This is a genomic window from Winogradskyella psychrotolerans, from assembly GCF_018860565.1.
Lineage (GTDB): Bacteria > Bacteroidota > Bacteroidia > Flavobacteriales > Flavobacteriaceae > Winogradskyella > Winogradskyella damuponensis.
Window position 1 is genome coordinate 137,864 of the sequence record NZ_JAHKPS010000029.1, and the last position, 22,866, is coordinate 160,729.

A 22,866-nucleotide genomic window follows, 5' to 3' on the forward strand; every position below is an offset into this window, starting at 1 on the left:
CAAAATTAAAATTATGGGATTATTAAATGCTCTATTTGGAAAATCGACGAATAACGTTGCAGACTATATTGAAAAAGGCGCTGTTATTTTAGATGTACGAACTCATAGTGAGTACCAAGGTGGTCATATTAAAAATGCTTTACATATTCCTGTACAGGAATTGGGTAATAGACTTAATGAAGTTAAAAAGTTAAACAAACCTGTGATTGCCTATTGTGCCAGTGGTATGCGTTCTGGTAGTGCCGCGAGTCTATTAAAATCTAAAGGAGTTGATGCTATTAATGGCGGAGGTATAGGTAGTTTAAAACGAAAGTTGGGTTAAGAGCTAGTCTGCTAAAATCTTTTCTAAGTTTTGAAATTGATTTAAGTCTTCTATAGGATTTTCATTGTATTGTAAGGTCCATCCCAAAGAATTAGTGAGAATAAAGAACTTTGAAAGCTCGCTAATTAATCTATTCTGAGCATTAGATTTTAATTCAGAAGCCTCAATTTTTTTCATTAATGATTCTTTAACTGTATTCTTAATGGTATTATAATCTTTGGCATCAAACTGATTTAAAAAATCAGCCTGTACATCGTAATATTCAAAATCGGGATTAATTTTTATTTCCTCTTTAGGAATACTTATAATCTGTAGTGTTTTAGTTGTTTCATCAATATGATATTCTATTTTGCTTAAATCATAAGCTATGCTTACATCGGCATTAACCACAACTAATGCTTTCTTTTCTGCAGACATTAAATCTCCAAAAACTGCTTTAGAATTTTTGTAACTAAAGACCTCTGAAAAATGGCCTTCAGTAACGACTAATTTTCCAACATTTTTAATCTGTTCTTGAATTAAAGCACTATGTGCTTCAATGACAATTTTATCTTCTTTCTTGTCTTCACAATACTTAAAGGTCAATAGAACAATTAATGTTATAACAACACCAAATAAAATTTTTCGCATAGGCTAATTTAATATAATTACAAATTAACACACCAATAATTAGGGATAATTAAATCCTGTTTTTTTGCTTTATAACGAAGATGAAAGTGTATGGTCTAAGAAAAATGCATCATATCTTAAATATATAACCGTTTGGTTTTAAGGATATAACTTAGCTTTTAATTAGAAGAACATTTGTGTTTTGTACATCCTGTTTGAAGAAAGCTCTTTAACTTAAAAGTGATTATTATGACAAAGAATATATGCACGCTACTGATTCTATTCTCGACATTAATTAATTTTAGTCAGAATTCTATACTATTCAAAAATAACAATCCAAAAGCAAAAGCATTAAAGCATGATTTGAATCATGCTAAAGACAGCTTGATTTTGAGTAGTGAAACTAAAATCCTTCAAATTGAGATTTTTAACGAAGATTACGAAAAGTTGGTAAAAGTTGAAGGTTTTGAATCTCAAATTTCCTTAGCAGATATTCCTGAAGGTAAATTTGTGATTGAAGCGAGGTTGGAGGATAAGAACATCGTTATGGGGTTAATGCGATATGACTATGCTGATGAAGGTACTTATTCTAAAACAGCTACAAAGGAAAACATCGCAGAGGGCAAAGGTATGATGTTAGACGAAAGTTTAAATGTCATACGAAAAACACCAAATAAAAGTATTGAGTTCCTTTTAACGGGGTCTAGTGCTAAAAGAAATACAGAGAAAAAGCAAAAATTTTACTGGGTGTTAACTAAAATAAATAGTGAAAGTGGCTCTAGTAAAACGATGAGGTTAGTAAATAAGGACGTTGCTGATAGAATGATTTTAAAACATAAATTAGAACTGAATAGTGTTTCTGGTAAACACAACGAATTAACCGTTTGGGAAGTTTATAATTCAGCTAAATTTATGGAGTATCAGATGTTAAATCCTGATTTTTTCTATTCGTTATATTCTGATTTGTTTAATACAACACCTTATTATATCACCGAAAATACTCTTCAAAATTTATAGGGAGGTTTTTTAGCGTTTTAGAGCTAATTAAATCCCAATTTTTAACTGATAATTTTAGTTAGATTTTAAGAATTTTGAAGCGCCATATGTCAGTTGTAAGTATGCTTTTTTCAGACAAACAACTTTATTTAGTAGTATTTTTCATACAGATTTTGTTGTTGTAAAAATATAAAATGCGCTAAAAAATAGTCTCCCTTTAACCTGTGTTTTCCCCGTTATGTCGAGGATTGGTGCAAGTTGACCAAAAATAAATGTATAATATCTGAATTATAAAGCGCCATAAAATAAAGCGAATATCTTTGTTTTTAATAAGGAATTGTACATATTTGTCTTTTCCATGTGAAAAAAAATTGTTTCCCAAAGCAAAAAAAACCTACTTATTATGAGACTATTATACACGCTTGTATTCTTATTGATGACGTCTGTTATCTATGGTCAAAAATCCACATTATTTCAAAACGTTAATGTAAGAGCAAAAGAACTTAAGCACAAGCTTAATGATTCCGGAGATAGCCTTATCTTTAAATGTGAACGTACTATTTATGAAGTCGTTATTTTTAATGACGATTTTGAACGCGTTATAAAAGTAAGAGAATCTGAAGCTATAATACCTATTGGAGATATACCAGTTGGTAGATATATTGTAGAAGCTTTATTAAGTGATAAGCTAATAGTTATTACTTTATTAAGAAATGAGCCTATAGAGTCGCTTAACGACACTCCTTTAGTTGCAGATAGCTCAGATCTTTTTGGAAGGAAGTTAGTGTCTCCAAAAGCAGCTGTAGCTAGTGCCGAAGCTCCTAAAGCATTGCCTAAAGAAACTGTAACTAAGAAAATAGCAGAAACAAAAACAGAAGTTATAAAAAAGCCTATACAGCCTAAAGAAGAATTGTATGGTAGTGAAAGCAGTATAAAAAAGACTGACTTAGCGGTAGCCGGTAAAAAAGCTCAGCCACAAAAGGCCAAGCAACCTGAAAAGAAAGTTGCTGTAGCAAAGAAAAAGGCACCTAAAAAGAGCAGTTTGTCATTGTTTAGTGCAAAACCAAAGGTGACTAAAAAAGCCCCTGAGATCTCAACACGTGAGATTGATGCAGCCAGAGCAAACAGAGTTGTTAGTACGTATTGGGTTGTTTATAAAATAAATAATGGTCAAAGTTCTGAAAAAATACAGAAAATGAGTGATCAAGATGTTGTTGACAGAATGATTAAGAAGATTGAGATTGACATGAAAACAAAAACAGGTCGATTAAATGAGCTTACAGTTTGGACGGTTTACGATCCTTCTGAGTTTGTGCAACACAAGAAAAAGAATAAAGAAGATTATATGAATATTGCTTCAGAGAGTTTTAATATGGAGCCTTATTATAAAAGGGTAGTAGATGAAGATAAGTCTAGTGATTTATAACAGTACGAGCTCTTAATAATATATAAATAAAAAATCTCAGGTTAATTATAGCCTGAGATTTTTTATTTATACAATTTTAAGTTTAAAAGAAAAAACGCCGTGTTTATTTCTTTTTAAGCTCTAATTTATCAGCAAAATAATCGCAGAAATCTTTCATAGTAGCGGTCATTTTTTCGTCTTGTGTCGCTCTTAAAAATGTATCGCTCATGGTTACTAATGTCTGGTGAAAGAAAAGTTTCATTTCATCTACAGGCATATCTTTTGTCCATAAATCTATTTTTAAAGTTTCTTGAGCATTACTATCCCAAACAGATAACATTATAGCTTTGGCTTCTTCGTTGTCAACACCACCATCTTGGGCAGACCAGTTTAGTTTTTCTGGCACTCTGTTTTCGTCGAGTTCAACGTTTAAGACTATTTTAGATTTTATAATTTCAGACATTACTTTTTGGGTTTAAATTTTGCTTTATTAAATATAACTTGAGGTTCTGTTTGCATTATTTTCATTATATCTTCATCGGTAGTTTCGGCATAAGCTTTTACAATTTGCCAGCCCATATATTGTCCTAAACGTCCTGGAGACTCATTGTCTAATTCTAAATAAAATTTAGAAAAAGGAGCGTCAGCAATAAAGCGATTGGGTAATTTAGGGTCTGTATTGTACAATAATTCTTTTTCAATAAAATAGCTCCATATTGGACTTTCATTGGCTTCGGCCCATTTTATTTGAGCTTCAGTATAACCTATTTTTTCAGCATCTGTTTTAAATGGAATCATAACATCTTTAAAGTACAGTAGCTTTCCAAAGTATATCATTTCATCTAATAAGGTTTTTCTGTTGGTCTGAAATATATATTTTTCGGCATAACCATTAGCGACATCAACTGTAATGAGGTCCTTTCGTAAATTAGCAGCAATATACATTGAGATGTTTTGGTAAAATTCGTGTTCTGCACCTAAATAGTTATCTAAAGCAATAAGTACTAAAGAATCATTAACTATAATTTTATCTCTATATGCTACATCATTGGTTAAGGTAATTACACGAGGAGATGTAAAGGTTTTGTCGTAATATTTTAAATGTTGAAATAACTGTTTTAATTCTTGTTTAGAAGATTTAAAGTCAGGAAAAGTTTTTTGTACTTCGGATAATAACTCACGTTGTAAAGTATCGTTCATTTTATGAACCAATATAGAGTCTGGTATATGTTTAGAAAAGAAAAAAGGATATGCCTTTTTTAGCTTTGGTAGATCCTTAGGTGTAGCTTCAAAAAAAGCTTTGTCAAAACGCTCTACAATAAAATCTATTTTAATATTAGCAATTTCTTTTTCAATCTTAGACTCTTCATTACAAGACATAAGTGTCAGTCCGAGTATACATATAAGGTAGAATTTAATTTGCATTTGATAAAATGTTTTTAATACTAACACGATTGCGTTATTTTTGTTGTGCAAAGGTACACTTCTTTGTTTTAAAAATTCAAAAATTATGCAAACTGAAAAAGTTATAAATCACATTGTAGATTGGTTAAAAGACTATGCTGCAAAAGCAGGGGTTAAAGGTTTTGTTATTGGTATTTCAGGTGGAATAGATTCTGCCGTAACTTCAACGCTCTGTGCAAAAACAGGTTTGGAACTTTTGTGTTTAGAAATGCCTATTCATCAAGCGCCAAGTCACGTTACTAGAGCGCAAGAGCATATTACGCAATTAAAAAAACGCTTTCCTAATGTAAAAGACAAGGTGGTAGATTTAACTCCTGTTTTCGAAGAATTTAAAACAGAAGTAAGTTTAGAAGGAAAGCAATCTACAGTAGATATGGCTTTGGCTAATACAAGAGCACGTTTGCGTATGACAACCCTATATTATCATGCTGGTTTGTATGGCTTGTTGGTTGCTGGTACAGGAAATAAAGTAGAAGACTTTGGAGTTGGTTTTTATACCAAGTATGGAGATGGTGGAGTGGATTTAAGTCCAATTGCAGATTTGTTAAAATCTGAAGTTTATGAAATAGGACGTTTTTTAGACGTGCCAGCTTCTATTATAAAAGCGGCTCCTAGTGATGGCTTATTTGGAGATGCTCGTAGCGATGAAGATCAAATAGGAGCGTCTTATCCCGAGCTAGAATGGGCTATGGAAATGAAAGTCAAAGGAAAAACTGTTGCCGATTTTGAAGGTAGAAACCGTGAAGTATTTGAAATTTTTAATAACTACAATAGCTCAAATAAACATAAAATGGTTGCGATACCAGTTTGTGAAATTCCTAAAATTTTAAGGTAAAAACTGTAGTTTGTCGAATAAATTCTTAAAATTCTTTAATTTTTGGTTATTTTTGTATAACAAATCCACACATAATCATTTAGCCTAGCCGTTGTTATAAATAATTAACACCTAACAAAAAAAAGTCGATTATCATGATAAATATTTTGATTGTTGATAGTCATCCTATCATTAGAACTGGATTAGAACTATTTTTAAACAGTAAGCCAGATTTAAAAGTTATAGGTAGTTTAGGTAGTGGTATTGAAATCTTTGAATTTGTACGTCGCCATAAAGTTGATATTATTATATCTGAAGTCGACTTGCCAGAACTCAATGGTATTACAGCACTTAGGGCGATTAAAAAAGAAAACAAGTCTGTAAATGTTTTAATGTTTAGTCATCAGCCTGAAGAAATCTATGCTATAAGTACGCTTAAAGCAGGAGCATCAGGATACTTAAGTAAAACGGCTAATGTTCAAGATATAGAAACTGCAATCCGAAAAATTAGCGCAGGAGAAACCTCTCTTAGTGAAAAAATGGACAAGCATTTGCGTTATGAGGATACCAGAAAAAGCAGAAGCCGTATGTTTAAAAAACTTTCAACCAGAGAAGTTGAAGTCTTAAAACTGCTTTCTATTGGTCGTAAAAACAAAGAAATTGCACAAGAATTAGATATTAACGAAAAAACAGTTAGTACGTACAAAGCGCGACTTTTCAAAAAGCTTAACGTGACTAATATTGTAGATTTAATTCATCAAGCTAAGCATCACAACTTAACATAGAAGTTTGTTTTTGCTGTTATCCTAATACTTTTCCTAATTTTCTAGATAATAGTCTTTTAAGGCTAACGTAGTCTTTTACATCTTCCATAATAGCACGTAGGTCTGCATTTTTGTTTAAGGTCTCATTTTTATATTCGGCCACTTTTTGGTCAATTAAATGACAACGTAAACTTAAAATGGTTTGGCTTACCAATTGAGGAACAGCATCTGTCTTTTCTTTTGGAACAATTTGATTGCGTTCCCAATCGTGTAAATTATAGCGCTCATCTTCCATTAAAATACTGGTTACGGTACTTGCAGATTCTTGGTCGAGCTGATTGATGAAATTTTTGGTAGAAAAATTTTCGTCTTGATTCAACTTATCAATAATAGCGTAGTAGAGGGCTTTAAATTGTGTATTAGAAAACTGCATTTCATCTTCCTGAAGATCTAAATATATTTTTTCAAATACACGTGCTTCATGTTTGGTAGGTTCTAATACCAACTCTTTAGAGGCTTCGTCTTCCTTTAAAATTAAATCTTCAAATTGTTCTGTACGATCTCCATAAAGCATTAATATTTCTATGATTTTTCGTTCTAATTCAAACTGAACATCTACTTTTTGTTTAGGTTGAGGTTCGTTTTTTACAACTTGAAATGCTTTTTGGTCTTGTTTATATGTTTTATTAGCCTCTTGATGCTCTTTTTTATTGATTTGCGCTAAGGTACTAAATAGCACATTCTCACTAATATCCATGATGCGTGCACATTCTTGAATATAGATTTCGCGTTTAATCTGATCTGGAATTTTAGCAATACTATTTACAATATCACGAATGGTTTCCGCTTTTTTTATCGGGTCATTATTAGCTTCTTTAACTAATAGTGATGCTTTAAACTGAATAAAATCTTTGGCATTCGCTTCAAGATAAGCTGTAAGTTCTTCTAAGGTGTTTGATTTTGAAAAACTATCTGGATCTTCACCATCAGGAAACGTACAAACTTTGACGTTAACTCCTTGTTCTAGAATTAAATCTATACCGCGAATAGATGCTCTAATTCCAGCGGCATCACCATCAAAAAGCACTGTAATGTTATTAGTAAGTCTGTTAATTAAACGAACTTGATCTGCAGATAAAGCTGTTCCTGAAGAAGAGACTACATTCGTAATTCCGGTTTGGTGAAACTGAATCACATCTGTATAGCCTTCAACTAAATAGCAATTGTCTTCTTTGGCAATACTTTGCTTAGCGTGAAACAAACCATATAACACTTTACTTTTATGGTAAATTTCGCTTTCAGGCGAGTTTAAATATTTAGCTGCTTTTTTATCGTTAACTAAAATTCGTCCACCAAAGCCAAGAATACGTCCACTCATACTATGAATAGGAAACATAACTCTGCCTTTAAATCTATCAAAGCGTTTTTCTCCTTTAACAATCGTTAAGCCTGTTTGTTCAAGGAAATTGATATTATAGCCTTTTCCTAAGGCATCGTCTGTAAAGGCTTGCCATTCGTCTAAAGAATAACCTAACTGAAACTTTTTAATGGTGTCTTCTGTAAAACCACGCTCTTTAAAGTAGCTTAAGCCAATAGCCTTGCCTTGGTTGGTGTTATGTAGTACTTTTTGAAAATACGTGTTGGCGTATTCGCTAACCAAATACAAACTTTCTCTAGTATCAGCTTGTGCCTTTTCTGCATCTGTTTGTTCGGTTTCTTCTATTTCAATATTATATTTTTTGGCGAGATATTTTATAGCTTCAGGATAGGTGAAATGCTCGTGTTCCATTAAAAAGGTCACCGCATTTCCGCCTTTTCCACTAGAGAAATCTTTCCAAATTTGCTTTACGGGCGAAACCATAAAGCTCGGAGAACGTTCTTCACTAAAAGGACTAAGGCCTTTAAAATTACTACCTGATTTTTTAAGTTGTACAAAATCACCAATAACCTCTTCTACGCGAGCGGTTTCAAATACTTGTGCTATAGAGTTTTGTGAAATCATGTGTGCTGTGTTCCTGTAAAAGCAGGAGTTTTATTAATGTTTTATGCGCTTTGTGGATTTCTGTCAATACAGAAATATTAAGTTTGTAAATTTAAGATAAAAACAATTTGTATTAAAAATTAATGTCTTAAAGTAATCGTATGATCTAAAATAAAATGCCAAATTTTGGTTTAACTGTTAGACTAAAAGCAGTTGGTTATAGGAATTGGATTTTATAAATCATAGCTGGTTTATTTAAAGTGGCTAAGTATTGGTATGCCTAAAATTAAGCACAAAAAAAACCTATCTAAAAGATAGGTCTTATGCTTAAAAAGATTGTAAGGTATATAATTATATAACTTTTACATTTACTGCGTTTAATCCCTTTTTTCCTTCTGCTAAATCGAATTCTACATTATCGCCTTCTCTAATCTCATCGACTAAACCAGAAATATGTACAAAATGCTCTTTGTTGTTTCCTTCTTCTGTTATGAATCCAAAACCTTTAGAGTCATTAAAAAATTTTACTGTACCAGTACTCATATTAAAATATATTAAATTAAGATGCAAATATAGTTTAAATAGTTGGTAATCAATTATTTTGAGTCTTTTATTTTAAAAAAAAGATAAGTGTCTAAAGATTAGTCTTTAGAGATTCTAAAAAGCATATAAATTAGATGTTATATTCCGAAAGTGGTTTTGTAAATTTTTCTGGATTTTCAGCCAAATGATAACGCGGGTCATCAATAGCTTCAACAATGACATCTTTAAATTTAGGACTGGCTTTATAAAGCAATATTTTACAATCCTCGCTCAGGTGTTTTAGTTTTATAGTTTTGCCTGCAGCTTGATATTTTTCAACCAATGTATAAATAGCTTCAATAGCCGAATGATCCGAAATTCGAGCCTCTACAAAGTCAATTTCTACTATATTAGGATCGTTTTTGATATCAAATTTTTCGTTAAATGAGGTAATACTTCCAAAGAATAATGGGCCCCAAATTTCATAAGTTTTTGTGCCGTCTTCTTTAAAACGTTTACGGGCTCTAATTCTTTTGGCATTTTCCCATGCAAACGATAAGGCCGAAATAATAACACCTACAAATACAGCAATGGCTAAATCAAAAATTACAGTTACCACAGAAACAATAATGAGTACTACAGCATCAGATACAGGAATTTTTTTCATGATTCGGAAACTAGACCAAGCAAAAGTTTCAATAACCATCATAAACATAACACCTACTAAAGCTGCAATTGGTACTTGTTCTATATACTTATCTGCAAAAAGGATAAAAGTAAGTAGCGTTATTGCCATCATTACACCAGATAAACGTCCTCTACCACCAGCATTAATGTTTATAACGGTTTGGCCAATCATACCACAACCACCAGTACCACCAAATATACCACTTAGCATGTTTCCTGCTCCTTGAGCAACACATTCTCTGTTACCATTTCCTCTAGAATCGGTTAGTTCGTCTACAAGATTCATCGTCATGAGTGTTTCTATTAACCCAACAGAAGCTGCTAAAAAGGCATAAGGAGCAATAAATTTTAAGGTGTCTAAGTTAAAGGGTAGGTGACTCCAAAGGTCAAAGAGGTTGAGTTTGCTAGATAATTCATCAAATCCATTGAGGCCAGCTCCGCCACCATCTCTAATAAAGTCTCCAACATTTATAGAATGCAGTCCACTAAAAATAGAAATTAAAGTAACGATAAGAATTGCTGTTAATGCCGCAGGTAATTTTTTTGTGAGTTTAAATTTAGGTAAGCCCCAAATGAGAAGCATAGTTAATAGTACAAGGCCTATCATAATGTATAGCTTTTGACCTTGTAACGTAGATTTAACAACGCCCTTATCTTTTATAGAATAGAAGCCGTTGTTTTTAATATTAAAGACCACTCGTTTTGTTTTAACATCAAAAACCTGATCGTTTGATGCTATAAAAACAGTTTCACCTGTATTAATGTTGATTATATTTTCGCCTTCTATAGAAAATAATTCAGTGTCAGAAATTAAATCTCTTACCTTGTTATCACTAACATTATAAACCAATTCTTTTGATACGGTTTTACGCATGTTTTGTCCAAAAACATCTTTTTTGTTTTCTTTAAACATTCCCAATTGTGCAATAAAAATAACAATGGCTAAACCGTTAACAAATCCCATCATTACAGGGTGTGGAATTAGGCGTACAAACTTTCCAAGCTTAAAAACACCTGCTATAATTTGAATAATTCCCATTAAGACGACGGCTGCTAATAGATAAAAATAGCCCATGTTTTCCACTGGAGTATCAAATAAAAGCCCTTTGGCATGTCCTTCTTGGATCATGTAAACAAAAATAACAGCCACAGCACCTGCAGCTCCTGAGATTAAACCAGGTCTGCCTCCAAAAAGAGCCGAAATAATACCAATTATAAAAGCACCAAAAAGTGCTACAATAGGGCTTATCTGTGCCACAAAAGCAAAAGCGACGACCTCAGGAATCATAGCCAATGAAACGGTTATACCTGCAAGGATGTCATTTTTAGGGTTTTGCGTAATTTTTTTAATGATGTTGCTACCTAGCTTCATAGTTCCTTAAATTAAAAGGCGGCAAAGATAGACTTTTTGAATTTAACAAAAAAAAGCATCGGAAACCGATGCTTTTTTTAATAGGTATGATGCTTATTTTTTTTCTGGTGGAAACTGCGCTAACATTTGAGAGACAAATTCATTAATGCGCGCTTCTTTCTTTTCTACGCTTCTAGTTTCAAGATTTCCTGTTCCAGAACCTTGCCAAATTAATTCTTTCTTATTTGCATCTATAAGGTCAATGTATAAAACACCTTCTGTTGTGGTAGATACTTGGTTGTTGTTCCAGCCAGATCTCCAGCCCCAACCGCCATAACCTCCCCAGCCCCAAGCACCATAGCCCCAAGCATTGTTGTAGATGTCTACACGTTGGTTAGATTTGGTAAATATGCTAACCAGCATATCTGGGGTTTCAGACTTGGTATAGCCTTTTGCCATTAATTCAGACTCAATAGCTCTAAGAATTCGCCTTTTATCAAGATCGTTAATTTCGGCTTTGTCAATTCCGGGTTTAAAAAATGCGAAAGTCTTGTAATTTTCAAAATTTGCTTCTCTGTCATAATCTGTTGCCACTCTTACCGAGCTACAAGATGATAAGACTATTAGTAAAAGAAACATTGGAGTAAGTTTGAGTAGTTTTTTCATAACAGCTTTGTTTTTTTATTACACTTCATTTAATAAATCATCATCTACGAAATTTGGTAAGGTTACTTTTAAGTTTGGTTCCGTTTCCATGGCGCGTTGTATTGCAAATACAGCCCCTTCGTTTCTTGCCCAACTGCGTCTAGAGATACCATTATTAACGTCCCAAAACAGCATTTGTTTTAATCGTTTTGATGCTTCTATACTACCATCAAGAACCATACCAAAACCACCGTTTATAACTTCGCCCCAGCCAACGCCTCCACCATTGTGAATGCTTACCCAAGTGGCTCCTCTAAAACTATCTCCAATAACATTCTGAATGGCCATATCTGCTGTAAAGCGTGAGCCATCGTAAATATTACTAGTTTCCCTGTATGGAGAATCTGTTCCCGAGACATCGTGATGGTCTCTTCCTAAAACAACAGTACCAATGTCTCCATTTTTTATGGCTTGGTTAAATGCTTCGGCTATTTTCATACGACCTTCGGCATCTGCATATAAAATTCGGGCTTGTGAGCCTACAACCAATTTGTTTTCTTGTGCTCCTTTTATCCATTGAATGTTATCAGCCATTTGTTGCTGAATTTCCTCAGGTGAATTCTTTTTGATGTCTTCTAAAACACGACAAGCAATAGCATCTGTTTTGGCTAAATCTTCTGCTTTTCCAGAAGCACATACCCATCTAAAAGGACCAAAACCATAGTCAAAACACATTGGGCCCATAATATCTTGAACGTAGCTTGGGTATTTAAAATCAATACCATTTTTAGCCATAACATTAGCTCCAGCACGAGAAGCTTCTAGTAAAAAGGCATTGCCATAATCAAAGAAATAGGTGCCTTTTGCGGTGTGTTTATTAATAGCATCTGCATGGCGACGTAAGGTGTCTTGAACTTTTTCTTTAAATAATTTGGGTTGGTTCGCCATCATTTCGTTAGCGTCTTCAAAAGAAACATCTACAGGATAGTAGCCACCAGCCCACGGATTGTGTAATGAGGTTTGATCACTTCCTAAGTCGATATGAATATTGGCTTCATCAAATTTTTCCCAAACATCTACCACGTTGCCTAAATACGCTATAGAAATGGTTTCTTTGTCTGCTTTGGCTTTATTAACACGATGAACAAGCGCATCTAAATCGGTAATTTTTTCGTCTATCCAACCTTGGTCTAATCGTACTTGTGTAATTTTTGGGTTCACTTCGGCACAAACCGTAATGCAACCTGCAATATTACCAGCTTTGGGTTGTGCTCCAGACATGCCTCCAAGTCCTGAGGTTACAAAAAGGTTACCTTTAGGTTCTTTTTTTATTTTTCTAAAGCCATTAAGTACCGTAATTGTTGTGCCATGAACAATACCTTGTGGTCCAATATACATATAACTTCCCGCCGTCATTTGTCCGTATTGGGTCACTCCTAAGGCGTTAAATTTTTCCCAGTCGTCGGGTTTAGAATAATTAGGAATCATCATCCCGTTAGTCACTACAACTCTTGGCGCTTCTTTATGTGAAGGAAATAATCCCATAGGATGACCAGAATACATCACTAGAGTTTGTTCGTCATTCATCTCAGCCAAATACTTCATGGTTAATCTGTATTGCGCCCAGTTTGAAAACACTCCTCCATTACCACCATAGGTAATTAATTCGTGCGGATGCTGTGCTACAGCATAATCCAAATTGTTCTGAATCATAAGCATAATCGCTGCGGCCTGTGTTGATTTTGCAGGATATTCCGCTATTGGTCTGGCGTACATTTTGTAGTCTGGCCTTAAGCGATACATATAGATACGACCGTAAGTGTCTAATTCGTTTTTAAACTCTGGCAATAAAGTCTTGTGGTCCTTTTTGTCAAAATAGCGTAAGGCATTTTTTAAAGCCAATTTTTCTTCGGCTTTAGATAATATAGCTTTACGTTTTGGAGCATGATTAATAGCGGCATCAAAAGGTTTGGGTGCTGGTAAAGGGTTAGGAATGCCTTCTAGTATTTGGTCTTTAAATGATAATGTGGTTGTATGCATTACTTTTTTTTTAACGTATTTTTTTCTTTTTTAAGCGGTGACGATGTGTTAAATCCATACGGACAATGTCTGCAACCGCTTTCACAACAATAACCGCGTTTTAAATGGTATTGCTCGGTAAAACAACGGTAGCCCTCTGGTGTAAGGTAGTAGTCTCCGTCTTCAATGGGAACGTATTTTTTCATATCTTAACAAAGATAATGTAATTTGGATTGATTTTTGAAACGAATAAACTATGATATTAATTTCAAAATATATGGTGCCTAAAGGCTATCTTGGAATGACCATATTTCCTTTTATGATTTTAAAGACAAAAACTTTAAAAGGCGATGCTGTACTCATTAATCATGAAAAAATTCACCTTAAACAACAGTTAGAATTACTTATTCTTCCGTTTTTTATAATGTATATTGTTGAATTTTTATGGCGATTAATTCAGTATAAAAACTGGGATGTGGCTTATAGAAATATCTCTTTTGAACGTGAAGCTTATGCCAAAGAAAAAGACCTTGAATATTTAAAAACAAGGCCTTCTTATAATGTTATAAAGTATTTTAAAAAATAATTTTAGCAATACGTTGTTCACCGTTAGTTAACTTCACTTTTAAGAATAAAGTGGTTGTACTAGGCTGAAGCGCATTAATAGTAAACTGCGTTTGGTTAATTGCTGTGTTTTTAAAAAGTGTTCTGCCTAACATATCGTAAACTTCTATAGACTGCATGGTTTCGTTTGCAGCGTTTACAACAATATTGGTATTATCTTTATAAACTTTAACATCATTTACACTTTCAAAATCATCTACACTTAAGTTGTTAGCTCGGTATGTTAAAACCAATCTATCGTTTATAATACCAGTTTCGCTTGTAAATGTATACGGCGCGTTGCTAATATTATGCGTAGTGCCTGTTAAAAGGTCTTTAATATAAATGTCTTGATCGGTGTCTAAAAATAAACCGTCAACGGTATTGATAGCTATGGTTTGAATACCTGCTTCTGTAATATTAAGCCCCAAAGGCACTGTGTCTGCATCTACAAACGGTGTTTGGCGACCTTGAATAAGATAGGCGTCTTCTTCAATCATAGAATAGAAATTTAAGCCTTCGCCTCTAGTGGTTTTGGCATCATACATACGGTCTCTATCATTTGTAGCACCATTAGCATAACCAATTAATGTGGTATTGGTGCTACCAGATGGACTAATATAATCTAACCAAATTCTATGTTTAGTTGCTAGGTCTTCTTCTGCGGCATCGGTATCTGCACTTCTATAAAATTGGTCGTTTCTGTAAGAAGCAGTGTGTCTCATATAATTTTCAAACGTTACACTTTCGGTAGTCGTGCCAGTATCATTCATTAGCACAAAGAAGCCTTGCCCTGCGCCAATAAACTTATGGTCAATGACTACTGGACTTGAAACACCAACAGAATTAATAGCGATATAATCAGCGGTGTTGTAATTATACGTAAAATCATCATAAAATGAATCTGTATTTCCTACGCCAATATCTGTACCGTGCGTCCAGAGGTAAACGTTACCATCGATAGTACTATTACCTGTTAAGAAATCTTCAATACTCAAGGCCGAAGGATACGGATTTCCTATTAGATTCCAATTGTCATCGTCAGATGTAATAGTAAGGATGTCATTTGAGTAGGGGTTATAGGTGTAACCTACTCCTTGATATGTTCCTCTTGTAATAGGTTGAATTATAGTCCCATTATTAGGTGTACCAGAAAATGTTGCAGTAAACGGAGCATCTGTAGAGCCATGACCAGTAGGGCCTTTTACAATATAACCTTTTCCTACATCCATAGCGCCTGTGTCTGCACTTTGCCATTCTCCGAAGTCTCTTGGATCAGAATCTGGTGGAGGTCCAACAGGACGAGTTGCCGTTGGTTCCCATATAAATTTATATCCATTTGGTGTGTTTATTGAAATATCTTCAACATTAAAAGAGTTTACTGGCGAAGACCAATACACATAATCATCCTCGCTTATAGTTGTTGTACGTTGCATAGTAAATGTCCCATTAACCGTATTGGCGACATCCGTATCTTGAAATAAACTCGCACTATCTAACATGGTATATGTTCCGCCTGCTTTAACGTTTATAGCATCTGTAATGGTTAATATAGAATTGGGTTGTTGCGTAAGTGTGGCTCCATTCTCAATAATTAATCTATAACCTTCACCCGCTGTTATGCCATCTATAATAGGACTGAATCCTGCAGCCGTAATAATTACACAAACCGAATCTGTTGGCGCTCCGCTTGGCGACCAGTTTCCTGGAGTGTTCCAATTAGAATCTACATCTCCAGTCCAAGCTTTACCAACATTAAAATCGGCACGAGTTCTTACGTCAGGAGACGATGAGCATGCCGCCCAATAAGAATATACACCAGGTGTGGTTCCTGTTATTTCTCCTTCGGCAACAGGGTCAAAATCTACACCTGTAAAAATAGGTGTACCACCACTTGCGCTAGTGTACCATTCTATGCCACTAGGTACAGAATAAGGGTCTGTTAAGTTACCAGGCCCTGTTATGTTCCATTGGTATGGAGTAGGGCTTGTGGTATTTCCTGTAGCTCTTGTGGTAACTAAAGTATAGGTTATGCCTGTGCTAAGTGTTGCTGTTATGCGGCTATCTACACCAATAGGGCTAGAATCATCATCTCCAGCAATGTATGTCCCTGTGACACAAGATCCAAAGGTAAAAGCACCAGAAGTAATATAACCCATAGGATCAAAAGCTGTGGCGCCATCGTCTGTTTCAAAAACATACACACCTGCCGCATCTACCTGAAATTCAAAAGTATCGTAGTGTTGGCTAGTTGAGCTAAAGGCACTGCCACATGGAGTTCCACTTGTTGTAAACCAGTTGAGCCTGTTTGCTGTAGGATCTGTAGGGTCTAAACTGCTTATAATGGTATGACCAATAATAGCGTTGGAAACACAAGCCGCATCTGCGGTTAATACATCTGAAGGGTCTCCAGGACAAATAGACACATTGGTTGTTGTTGGCGGATTAACAAGCGTATTAAAGGTTGCAGAACCTTGCCATTCGCCTTGTTGGCCCCAAGCCGAACCACAAACCGATCGTACCCAAACATAATAGGTGGTATCTGCAGACAAGCCTGTTAAGTTTACTGAAGTTGTAGCCGAAGTTCCTGTTGGTGTTTGGTTGTATATAATAGGATTTGGATTTTGAGTGATAAAATACTCATAACCATTAGCCGGAGCTGGAGATGCGGGATCCCAAGTTACCGTTGCTGTGGTATAATCTATAGCACTAATAGCAATGTTTGAAGGATTATCTAAACAGTTAATGTCTGAGACAATAAGGCTGTAATCTTTAGACTCTCCATATTGGATATAGCCACATGGTGCTGGATCGGCATTATTGAAATCGGATCTAATACGCATGGTATAGGTGCCAGGCGGAATAGTAGAAGGAATTTGAAAACCAGAAACAAAACTTGGGGTTAAAATTCCTGTGGCAAACACTTTTTCGTTGGGTGAACTTAAAAAATCGCCATCGCCATCCCAATCTACCCAAATATTAAAACCATTGTAGCCTCCGCCACCAAAAATAACGGTAAAATCGACTTCGCCACCAGGAAATTGTTCTACAAAATCTGTGGCAGAATTATTTTCGTAACCTGGTGCAACCCATGCCGGATTTGTATCTGTAATATTAAATGGACTTCCTGGTACAGCGGTTGTGAAATTTTGAATCCAACGTGTTGTCCATGAACCTGATGGCAAACAGTTGGTAACCAAACTAATATTGTCTATAGCTGCAGGTGGTGCAGTAGGAGCACTACCATCATTAGTCCACTCAAAAATTAAAAAACGCGTAACGTTATCTGCATAGCTACTAGGAATGGTAATGGTTTCATTGGTCCAACTGGTAGCTCCTGTATAAGTCCCTAAAAGGATGTTAGTAGCTGAAGCGGTTAAAGCGGAAGCAGGATTGCCTGCATCGGTAGCATCATCCTTTAGCCATACCTTTAAAAGGGTACCGCCTTCTTCTTTCCAATCAAAACTTAGGCTAATGTGGCTTTCTGAAGGATCAAAAGTCACGTCTCTATAAAATTTAGGGGCAAGAAAACTAAAAGTGCCATCACTATAAGCATAAGGAGGTGGTGTGCCGGTTGCAAGGTTTGTAATATAAGCGGCTCTGGCTCCTGTATAGCCTGTGGCTGCGGTGTTTGTTGCCCATTGATTCCAATTGGCATCGAAAGCAAGTGATGGAGTCCAACCATTAGCAGCAAAAGTAGCTCCATCTTCAAAACCACCATCGCCGTTAGGGTCTATAAGTACGGTTTGTGCGCTTATTGCACCATAAGTAGTTAATGCAATAGCAAAAAGTAATTTTTTAAGCATGTATTCTATGTTTTAATGTAGGGTTAAAATAAGATGGTCTATGCTAAGACCTCCTTTGTTTTTTCAACTTGGGTTTCAAAAACTATTTATACATATTAAGCAGGTAAAAAACAGATGTATATTATATTATAAACACCGTAGTGTTACCTTACTGTTAAGGAGTTAAATTAAAGCTATTCTATGTTTTAGGAGGTATATTTCAATATATTATCGATAAAACCTAAAAATTAGCGGATGAAAGTGAGGTTTTTGTAGTGTTTAATTGCGAATAGCTTTGGTTTTTTGTAAAAACGTAGTTTTTTATAAAAAAAATATAGTCGTTTAAGCACTAATTATTAGGGTTGAAGGCATTTTAGGACGGCTTTAATTTAGGCTTAAAAACGGGTAAAAAAGGGCTTAAAAAGGTGCTATAAATTCCTCTAAAAAAAGGACGTAAAAGTTGTAAAAAAATCACTTAAACAAAGCCGCTAAAACGGCTCTAAAAAACAGGTGTAAAAACAGAAAGATCTTAACGGTTGTGATGTTAAGATCTCGGTCTGTTTGTAATGGTATTTTAAGGTTTAGATGATAAGCTTTTTAGATGCTGTTGTGCCATTGGCAAGCGACACTGTTACAATATAGGTCCCACGACTTAAGTTTTGAGTAGGGTAGCTGTAATCTGCTGCTGTGATATTAAGCTTTTTATGTATTAAGCGGCCTGTAATATCGTGCAACTCAAAGGTTTTAATTAAACTTTTAGTCGCCGTGGCTACAATCGCATTAGCTAAGGTTCTAATATCTAAATTGGCATTGGCATCTAGGTCTGTAACACTTAGGCTGTTATCGGTGTTAAATCTTAAGACAAAACGGTCTTCAAAAGTGCCTAAATCTGTAGTAAAACTATACGGACTTGTTCTTAAATCGTGTATAATGTCTAGCACTTTGTCTTCAAGATAAATGCCTTGGTCTGTGGTTTCAAATAGACCATCAACCGTATTAAGTGCAATAGTGTATTGTCCTTGTGTAGGAGTTTGAAATCCTAAAGGAATGGTGTCTGTTTCTTCAAAAGGTAAGGCTTTACCATGAATAGCCAGTTTATTCGTTTTTTCAGGTGTATTGAGTGTAGAATAAAACTGATAGTTAGAATCGTTTAGTAAATGGCCATCATATAATCTATCTATAGCATCTGTGGCACCCGCAGCATAACCTACTAATAGTGATAAAGCGCTGTTGTTGCTGTCAATTAAGTCTAACCAAATACGATGTTTTTGGTTTGTATTGCTGGTGTTGTCTGCGTTTAGATTGGCACTTCTATAGAAGCCATCGTTAGCATAAGTTCCTCTCATGGTATTGTTAAACACTACAGGACTAGGTCTTGGCGATGAGTTAAGAAGTTGTACAAAGAAGCCTTGACCTGCGGCAATATAACCGTTAAAACCAGGAGGTGTAGAGCCTAAGCTGTTGGCACTTAAATAGTCGTTTTCCGAATAGTTGTATTGAAAACCGGTATAAAACGGATCGCCTACAAAAGTACTTGGTGGAGCGGTGTGTCTCCAAAAATAGAGTGTACCATCTATATAAGGGTTTGCGGTTGTAAAATCGGTTAAAGAAATTGCAGAAGGGTATGGGTTTCCTATTAAATTCCAGTTATCATCTTCGGCTGTAGCGGTATTTCCGTTGCCTGGATAATCCATACCGTTGTACACACCTCTAGTGATGTAATGTGTAATTTGTCCGTTGTTTAATTTGCCTTCAAATTGGGCTGTATTGGCAATAGCAGTCCCTTCTAAATCTCTAATGGCATAACCTTTTCCTAGGGTCATGTTGCCTGTAGCATAGCTCCATTCGCCATGTTTGCCTGGGCTGCCATTATCTACGGTTGGCAGCCATTCAAAAATACCATAATTAGGTGTGCTTGGCGATACATCTCCCACATCAAAAGCTTCAACAGGAGTAGACCAATAGACAAAATCAAAATTGGTTAATCCGTTAACTTCACGTTGCACTTTGGCAGTACCTACATTTTGGTTGGTAGCCACATCAGTAATTTGTATAAGGCTGGCGCTGTCTTTAAGTTCGTAATCGGCATTAGTATCTATGGTAATTTTATCTTCAATAGTTAAAGACGAATTAGGTTGTTGTATGAGTGTGGCACCATCTTCAATTTCCATATTAAAACCAATTCCATCTACCACACCAGTAATAACAGGGTTGTTAGCGGTAACAGGAATCACAATACAGTCTGTAATCACAGGGACACCAGCAGGAGTCCAGTTGTTAGGGTTATTCCAATCAGAGCTTTCAGAACCATCCCAAACTTTATCTCCTATTAAGGTAATTGTAGCTGTATCAATTTCTACGATTGAAGAACCAGAACAAAGGTCGTAAGTTACTTCAGAGTAGTAGGTTGTGGTTTCTGTTGGAGTTACGGTAATGATACCATCGTTATTAGGATCGTTAATTTCATTGGCAGGTGAGATAGCATCTTTGTACCATTTAAGTGTTGTAATAGAAGGGCCAGCAGGTACAAATCTCCAAGCTTCGTCAAAAGCGGTCCAGTTAGCATCTCTTGCATTTCTATTTGGTGCTACTACAGCAGTAGAGCCGTTGGCTTGTAGTCCAATAGTGGCGTTACCATCGTTCCATGCATTTAACGTTCTTTTTTCTTTAACATAGACTTCAATAATGTTAGTATCTTCATAGAATACAATCATTCCGGTATATAACAAAGAATTATCATCGTACATTGGTACATCGCTCCAGGCCGCAACTAAAGCTCTACAGCCTGTATCTAGAGTAATTAATTGGTAGCCTATTTCGCCGCCTACACTAGGATCTACATCGTGATGCACACCATGTATTGAAGGGCCATAAAAGTAACCTGATGCATTTTGGTAAGTAGGTATATTGTTTAAGGTTCTCCAGCCGGTAGGACCGTTTGCTAAGCTGCTATTAAAAGAGATGACACCATTAGAGCCAATAACACAAGAATCGTAGGTAGTGCCAAAGAAACAAAAATCGAAAGGTAAATCTATTTCTGGCGACCATACATCGTCATCGTTAACACTCACCGGATTTTCTAGACAGCTAAATTGAAACGGAGGAGCATAAGGAATAGATTCTACATTGTAAGTAGAGGTATCTCCTAAGTCTAGATAAGTGGCTTCTAATGTTGTGGTGTTGTTTCCTACCGAGCAATTAATAGGATCTGGATCTGCGCCAGATAATCCTAGTCCACCTGCATTTACAGAAGGACAAGCCAAGGATGTTGTGCCAACACCATCAGAAGGAGTACAGGTAACAATGTCTAATACGGTTAGTGTATAGTCTTCGGCTTCTCCTATAAAACTGCTAGAACACCAATAGGGGTTGCCGGTATTCCAATCTATAACAATTCTCATTTGGTAGTCGCCAGGAGTTGTGCTTTCAGGAATGGTAAAACTGCTATTTATAGGATCGTAGTATCCATAATTAAAAACGGTTTCTCCGGCATCGTTAAAATCACCATCATTATTAAAATCGACCCATACTCCAACGCCAAAACCATCATAGCTCCAAGAGCCATCTTCAAAATTACCATAAAAATTGACTGCAGAGCCACGATATTGACTTACAGATAAGTTGGTAAAATTGCCGTAACCATTGGCAGAATACCCAGAATTATTGTTGGTAATATTAGTGACACCTCCTGAGGTTGAAAAATCATCTATGTAAAACGATGAATTTGTGCCGTTAGGAATACAATAATTTAAAGTGGTCTCATTACCGTTAAGCGGTGAGCTGTTTAAATAATTTGGGCCACCTGAACATAATGCATTATATGAAAACACATACACATAGTAAGTGGTGTTATTGTTTAATCCTGTTAGTGTAAAAGTGGTGTCTGTATTATCGCTTACAACTGTATGGTCGCCATAGGTTGCGCCTACAGTATAAGTAGCGCCGTCTGCTACGGGCGGAGTGACGCCTGTGGTGTTGTAGACCACTAAATAGCCATCTGGCGAACTTGTTGCAGGAGTAAAACTAATGTCCATAGAGGTATCTAAAACATTGCTAAATGTAAGGTTAGTAGGTTGGTTAGCAGGTTGTGCACATGGTGTAGAATTTACGCCGGTGATGGTAACATCGTCGAAAAAATTCCAATCATTGTTGTCGCTACTTGTTCCTCTAAATCTAAATCTAGAATTAGCAGTGAACACATAGGTAGCGCCATCAGTTATGGTTCTGCTAAAACTATGCTCTGCATAAACTCCTTGAGTGAAAAAATCTGTACCTCGCCTAAAATGCTTAATAGTTGTCCAATTAGAGCCGTTGTAATATTGAAGTCTAAAACCTTTGTTATTATTAATATTGATAGATTTATGACAAAATGAAATGGTGACTTCAGAATATGAAGTTAAATCTATGGCTGGTGACATCATAATATTGTTAGAGCCGTCATCGTCTTTTGAGTAAATGCTTCTGTTAGCATTACAGCCCCAACCATAATAGGTTCCGGAATCATTATTTCCATTGCCATTTGAGGCGTTACTAGTCCAGCCTTGTAAGCCCGATTCAAAATCGTAAGTTACGGGTAATTGGGCCGTAGCAAAATGACTTGTTAAAAGCGCTATTGCAAAAAAGACAACGCTTAATGTTTTGTAATTACTTATTCTAAAATTAATAAGTAATTGAGATAACTGAGAACGAAAATTATTGTTCATAATTAGTAGGTTTTAGCATTAAGAATACCGTTTAATTGATATTAATAATTGGCTTCATCTAGGGTTAAATAGGACTAATTTATTTTAAATCTGAGGACAAGTGTAGGAAAAAAAAAGGATAAAAAATAATTTTTTACCGATAAAACGATTAAAAACACCGATTATCTGCATATTTAAGAGGTTTTCCTACAATTTT

The 22,866-nt window shown here is 35.4% G+C and carries 17 protein-coding genes; 6 read left to right on the forward strand and 11 right to left on the reverse strand.

The window, feature by feature from the left end:
• Window positions 1–13: 13 nt before the first annotated feature.
• A complete protein-coding gene (locus KO504_RS16015) occupies window positions 14–322 on the forward strand; it encodes a rhodanese-like domain-containing protein (RefSeq protein WP_215928522.1) in 309 nt (102 codons plus the stop codon).
• A gap of 3 nt (window positions 323–325) precedes the next feature.
• On the opposite strand, the gene KO504_RS16020 is transcribed toward KO504_RS16015, so the two are convergent.
• Window positions 326–952: a DUF4230 domain-containing protein gene (locus KO504_RS16020; protein WP_215928524.1), complete on the reverse strand. Its 627-nt coding sequence runs from the start codon at window positions 950–952 to the stop codon at window positions 326–328.
• A 228-nt stretch (window positions 953–1,180) separates the two neighbouring features.
• Here KO504_RS16020 and KO504_RS16025 point away from each other — a divergent pair, with 228 nt between their 5' ends.
• Both KO504_RS16025 and KO504_RS16030 read left to right on the forward strand, forming a co-directional pair.
• Window positions 1,181–1,948, forward strand: coding sequence for a hypothetical protein (locus KO504_RS16025; RefSeq protein WP_215928526.1), 768 nt, complete (start codon window positions 1,181–1,183; stop codon window positions 1,946–1,948).
• A gap of 382 nt (window positions 1,949–2,330) precedes the next feature.
• Window positions 2,331–3,353: a hypothetical protein gene (locus KO504_RS16030; RefSeq protein ID WP_215928528.1), complete on the forward strand. Its 1,023-nt coding sequence runs from the start codon at window positions 2,331–2,333 to the stop codon at window positions 3,351–3,353.
• A gap of 103 nt (window positions 3,354–3,456) precedes the next feature.
• Here KO504_RS16030 and gldC read toward each other — a convergent pair whose 3' ends face one another.
• Entirely contained in the window at window positions 3,457–3,795 is a 339-nt protein-coding gene (gene gldC / locus KO504_RS16035) for a gliding motility protein GldC (protein WP_215928530.1), read from the reverse strand.
• Complete coding sequence (gldB, locus tag KO504_RS16040) at window positions 3,795–4,757, reverse strand: gliding motility lipoprotein GldB (protein WP_215928531.1); 963 nt, start codon at window positions 4,755–4,757, stop codon at window positions 3,795–3,797. Before gldB ends, gldC begins: the two co-directional genes overlap by 1 nt.
• A gap of 85 nt (window positions 4,758–4,842) precedes the next feature.
• On the opposite strand from gldB, the gene nadE reads away from it, so the two are divergent.
• Window positions 4,843–5,631: an NAD(+) synthase gene (gene nadE / locus KO504_RS16045; protein ID WP_215928533.1), complete on the forward strand. Its 789-nt coding sequence runs from the start codon at window positions 4,843–4,845 to the stop codon at window positions 5,629–5,631.
• Between the two features lie 134 nt (window positions 5,632–5,765).
• On the forward strand, window positions 5,766–6,395 hold the full coding sequence (locus tag KO504_RS16050; RefSeq protein ID WP_215928534.1) for a response regulator: 630 nt from the start codon (window positions 5,766–5,768) through the stop codon (window positions 6,393–6,395).
• A 16-nt stretch (window positions 6,396–6,411) separates the two neighbouring features.
• Here the strand turns inward: KO504_RS16050 and dnaG are convergent, their stop codons facing one another.
• The 6 genes from dnaG to KO504_RS16080 all read right to left on the reverse strand — a co-directional run bounded on the left by dnaG (window position 6,412) and on the right by KO504_RS16080 (window position 13,785).
• The gene (gene dnaG, locus KO504_RS16055; RefSeq protein WP_215928536.1) at window positions 6,412–8,376 is read right to left on the reverse strand and encodes a DNA primase; all 1,965 of its coding nucleotides are present in this window, start codon (window positions 8,374–8,376) and stop codon (window positions 6,412–6,414) included.
• 330 nt (window positions 8,377–8,706) lie between these two features.
• A complete protein-coding gene (locus KO504_RS16060; protein ID WP_020895249.1) occupies window positions 8,707–8,898 on the reverse strand; it encodes a cold-shock protein in 192 nt (63 codons plus the stop codon).
• Between the two features lie 130 nt (window positions 8,899–9,028).
• Window positions 9,029–10,936 carry a SulP family inorganic anion transporter gene (locus KO504_RS16065; protein WP_215928538.1) on the reverse strand — a complete coding sequence of 636 codons (1,908 nt, stop codon included), beginning with the start codon at window positions 10,934–10,936 and terminating at the stop codon, window positions 9,029–9,031.
• Between the two features lie 93 nt (window positions 10,937–11,029).
• Window positions 11,030–11,581, reverse strand: coding sequence for a DUF4136 domain-containing protein (locus tag KO504_RS16070; protein WP_215928540.1), 552 nt, complete (start codon window positions 11,579–11,581; stop codon window positions 11,030–11,032).
• An 18-nt stretch (window positions 11,582–11,599) separates the two neighbouring features.
• Complete coding sequence (locus tag KO504_RS16075; protein ID WP_215928542.1) at window positions 11,600–13,600, reverse strand: urocanate hydratase; 2,001 nt, start codon at window positions 13,598–13,600, stop codon at window positions 11,600–11,602.
• Entirely contained in the window at window positions 13,600–13,785 is a 186-nt protein-coding gene (locus KO504_RS16080; protein ID WP_215928544.1) for a DUF5522 domain-containing protein, read from the reverse strand. Before KO504_RS16080 ends, KO504_RS16075 begins: the two co-directional genes overlap by 1 nt.
• 50 nt (window positions 13,786–13,835) lie before the next feature.
• Between KO504_RS16080 and KO504_RS16085 the strand changes: the two genes are divergently transcribed.
• Window positions 13,836–14,165 (forward strand): hypothetical protein, encoded by a 330-nt coding sequence (locus tag KO504_RS16085; protein ID WP_215928546.1) that lies wholly within the window; start codon window positions 13,836–13,838, stop codon window positions 14,163–14,165.
• Here KO504_RS16085 and KO504_RS16090 read toward each other — a convergent pair.
• Window positions 14,155–17,988 carry a GEVED domain-containing protein gene (locus KO504_RS16090; RefSeq protein WP_215928548.1) on the reverse strand — a complete coding sequence of 1,278 codons (3,834 nt, stop codon included), beginning with the start codon at window positions 17,986–17,988 and terminating at the stop codon, window positions 14,155–14,157. The two genes, KO504_RS16085 and KO504_RS16090, sit on opposite strands and share 11 nt — an antisense overlap.
• A 560-nt stretch (window positions 17,989–18,548) precedes the next feature.
• Complete coding sequence (locus tag KO504_RS16095; RefSeq protein ID WP_215928550.1) at window positions 18,549–22,670, reverse strand: GEVED domain-containing protein; 4,122 nt, start codon at window positions 22,668–22,670, stop codon at window positions 18,549–18,551.
• Between the last annotated feature and the right edge of the window lie 196 nt (window positions 22,671–22,866).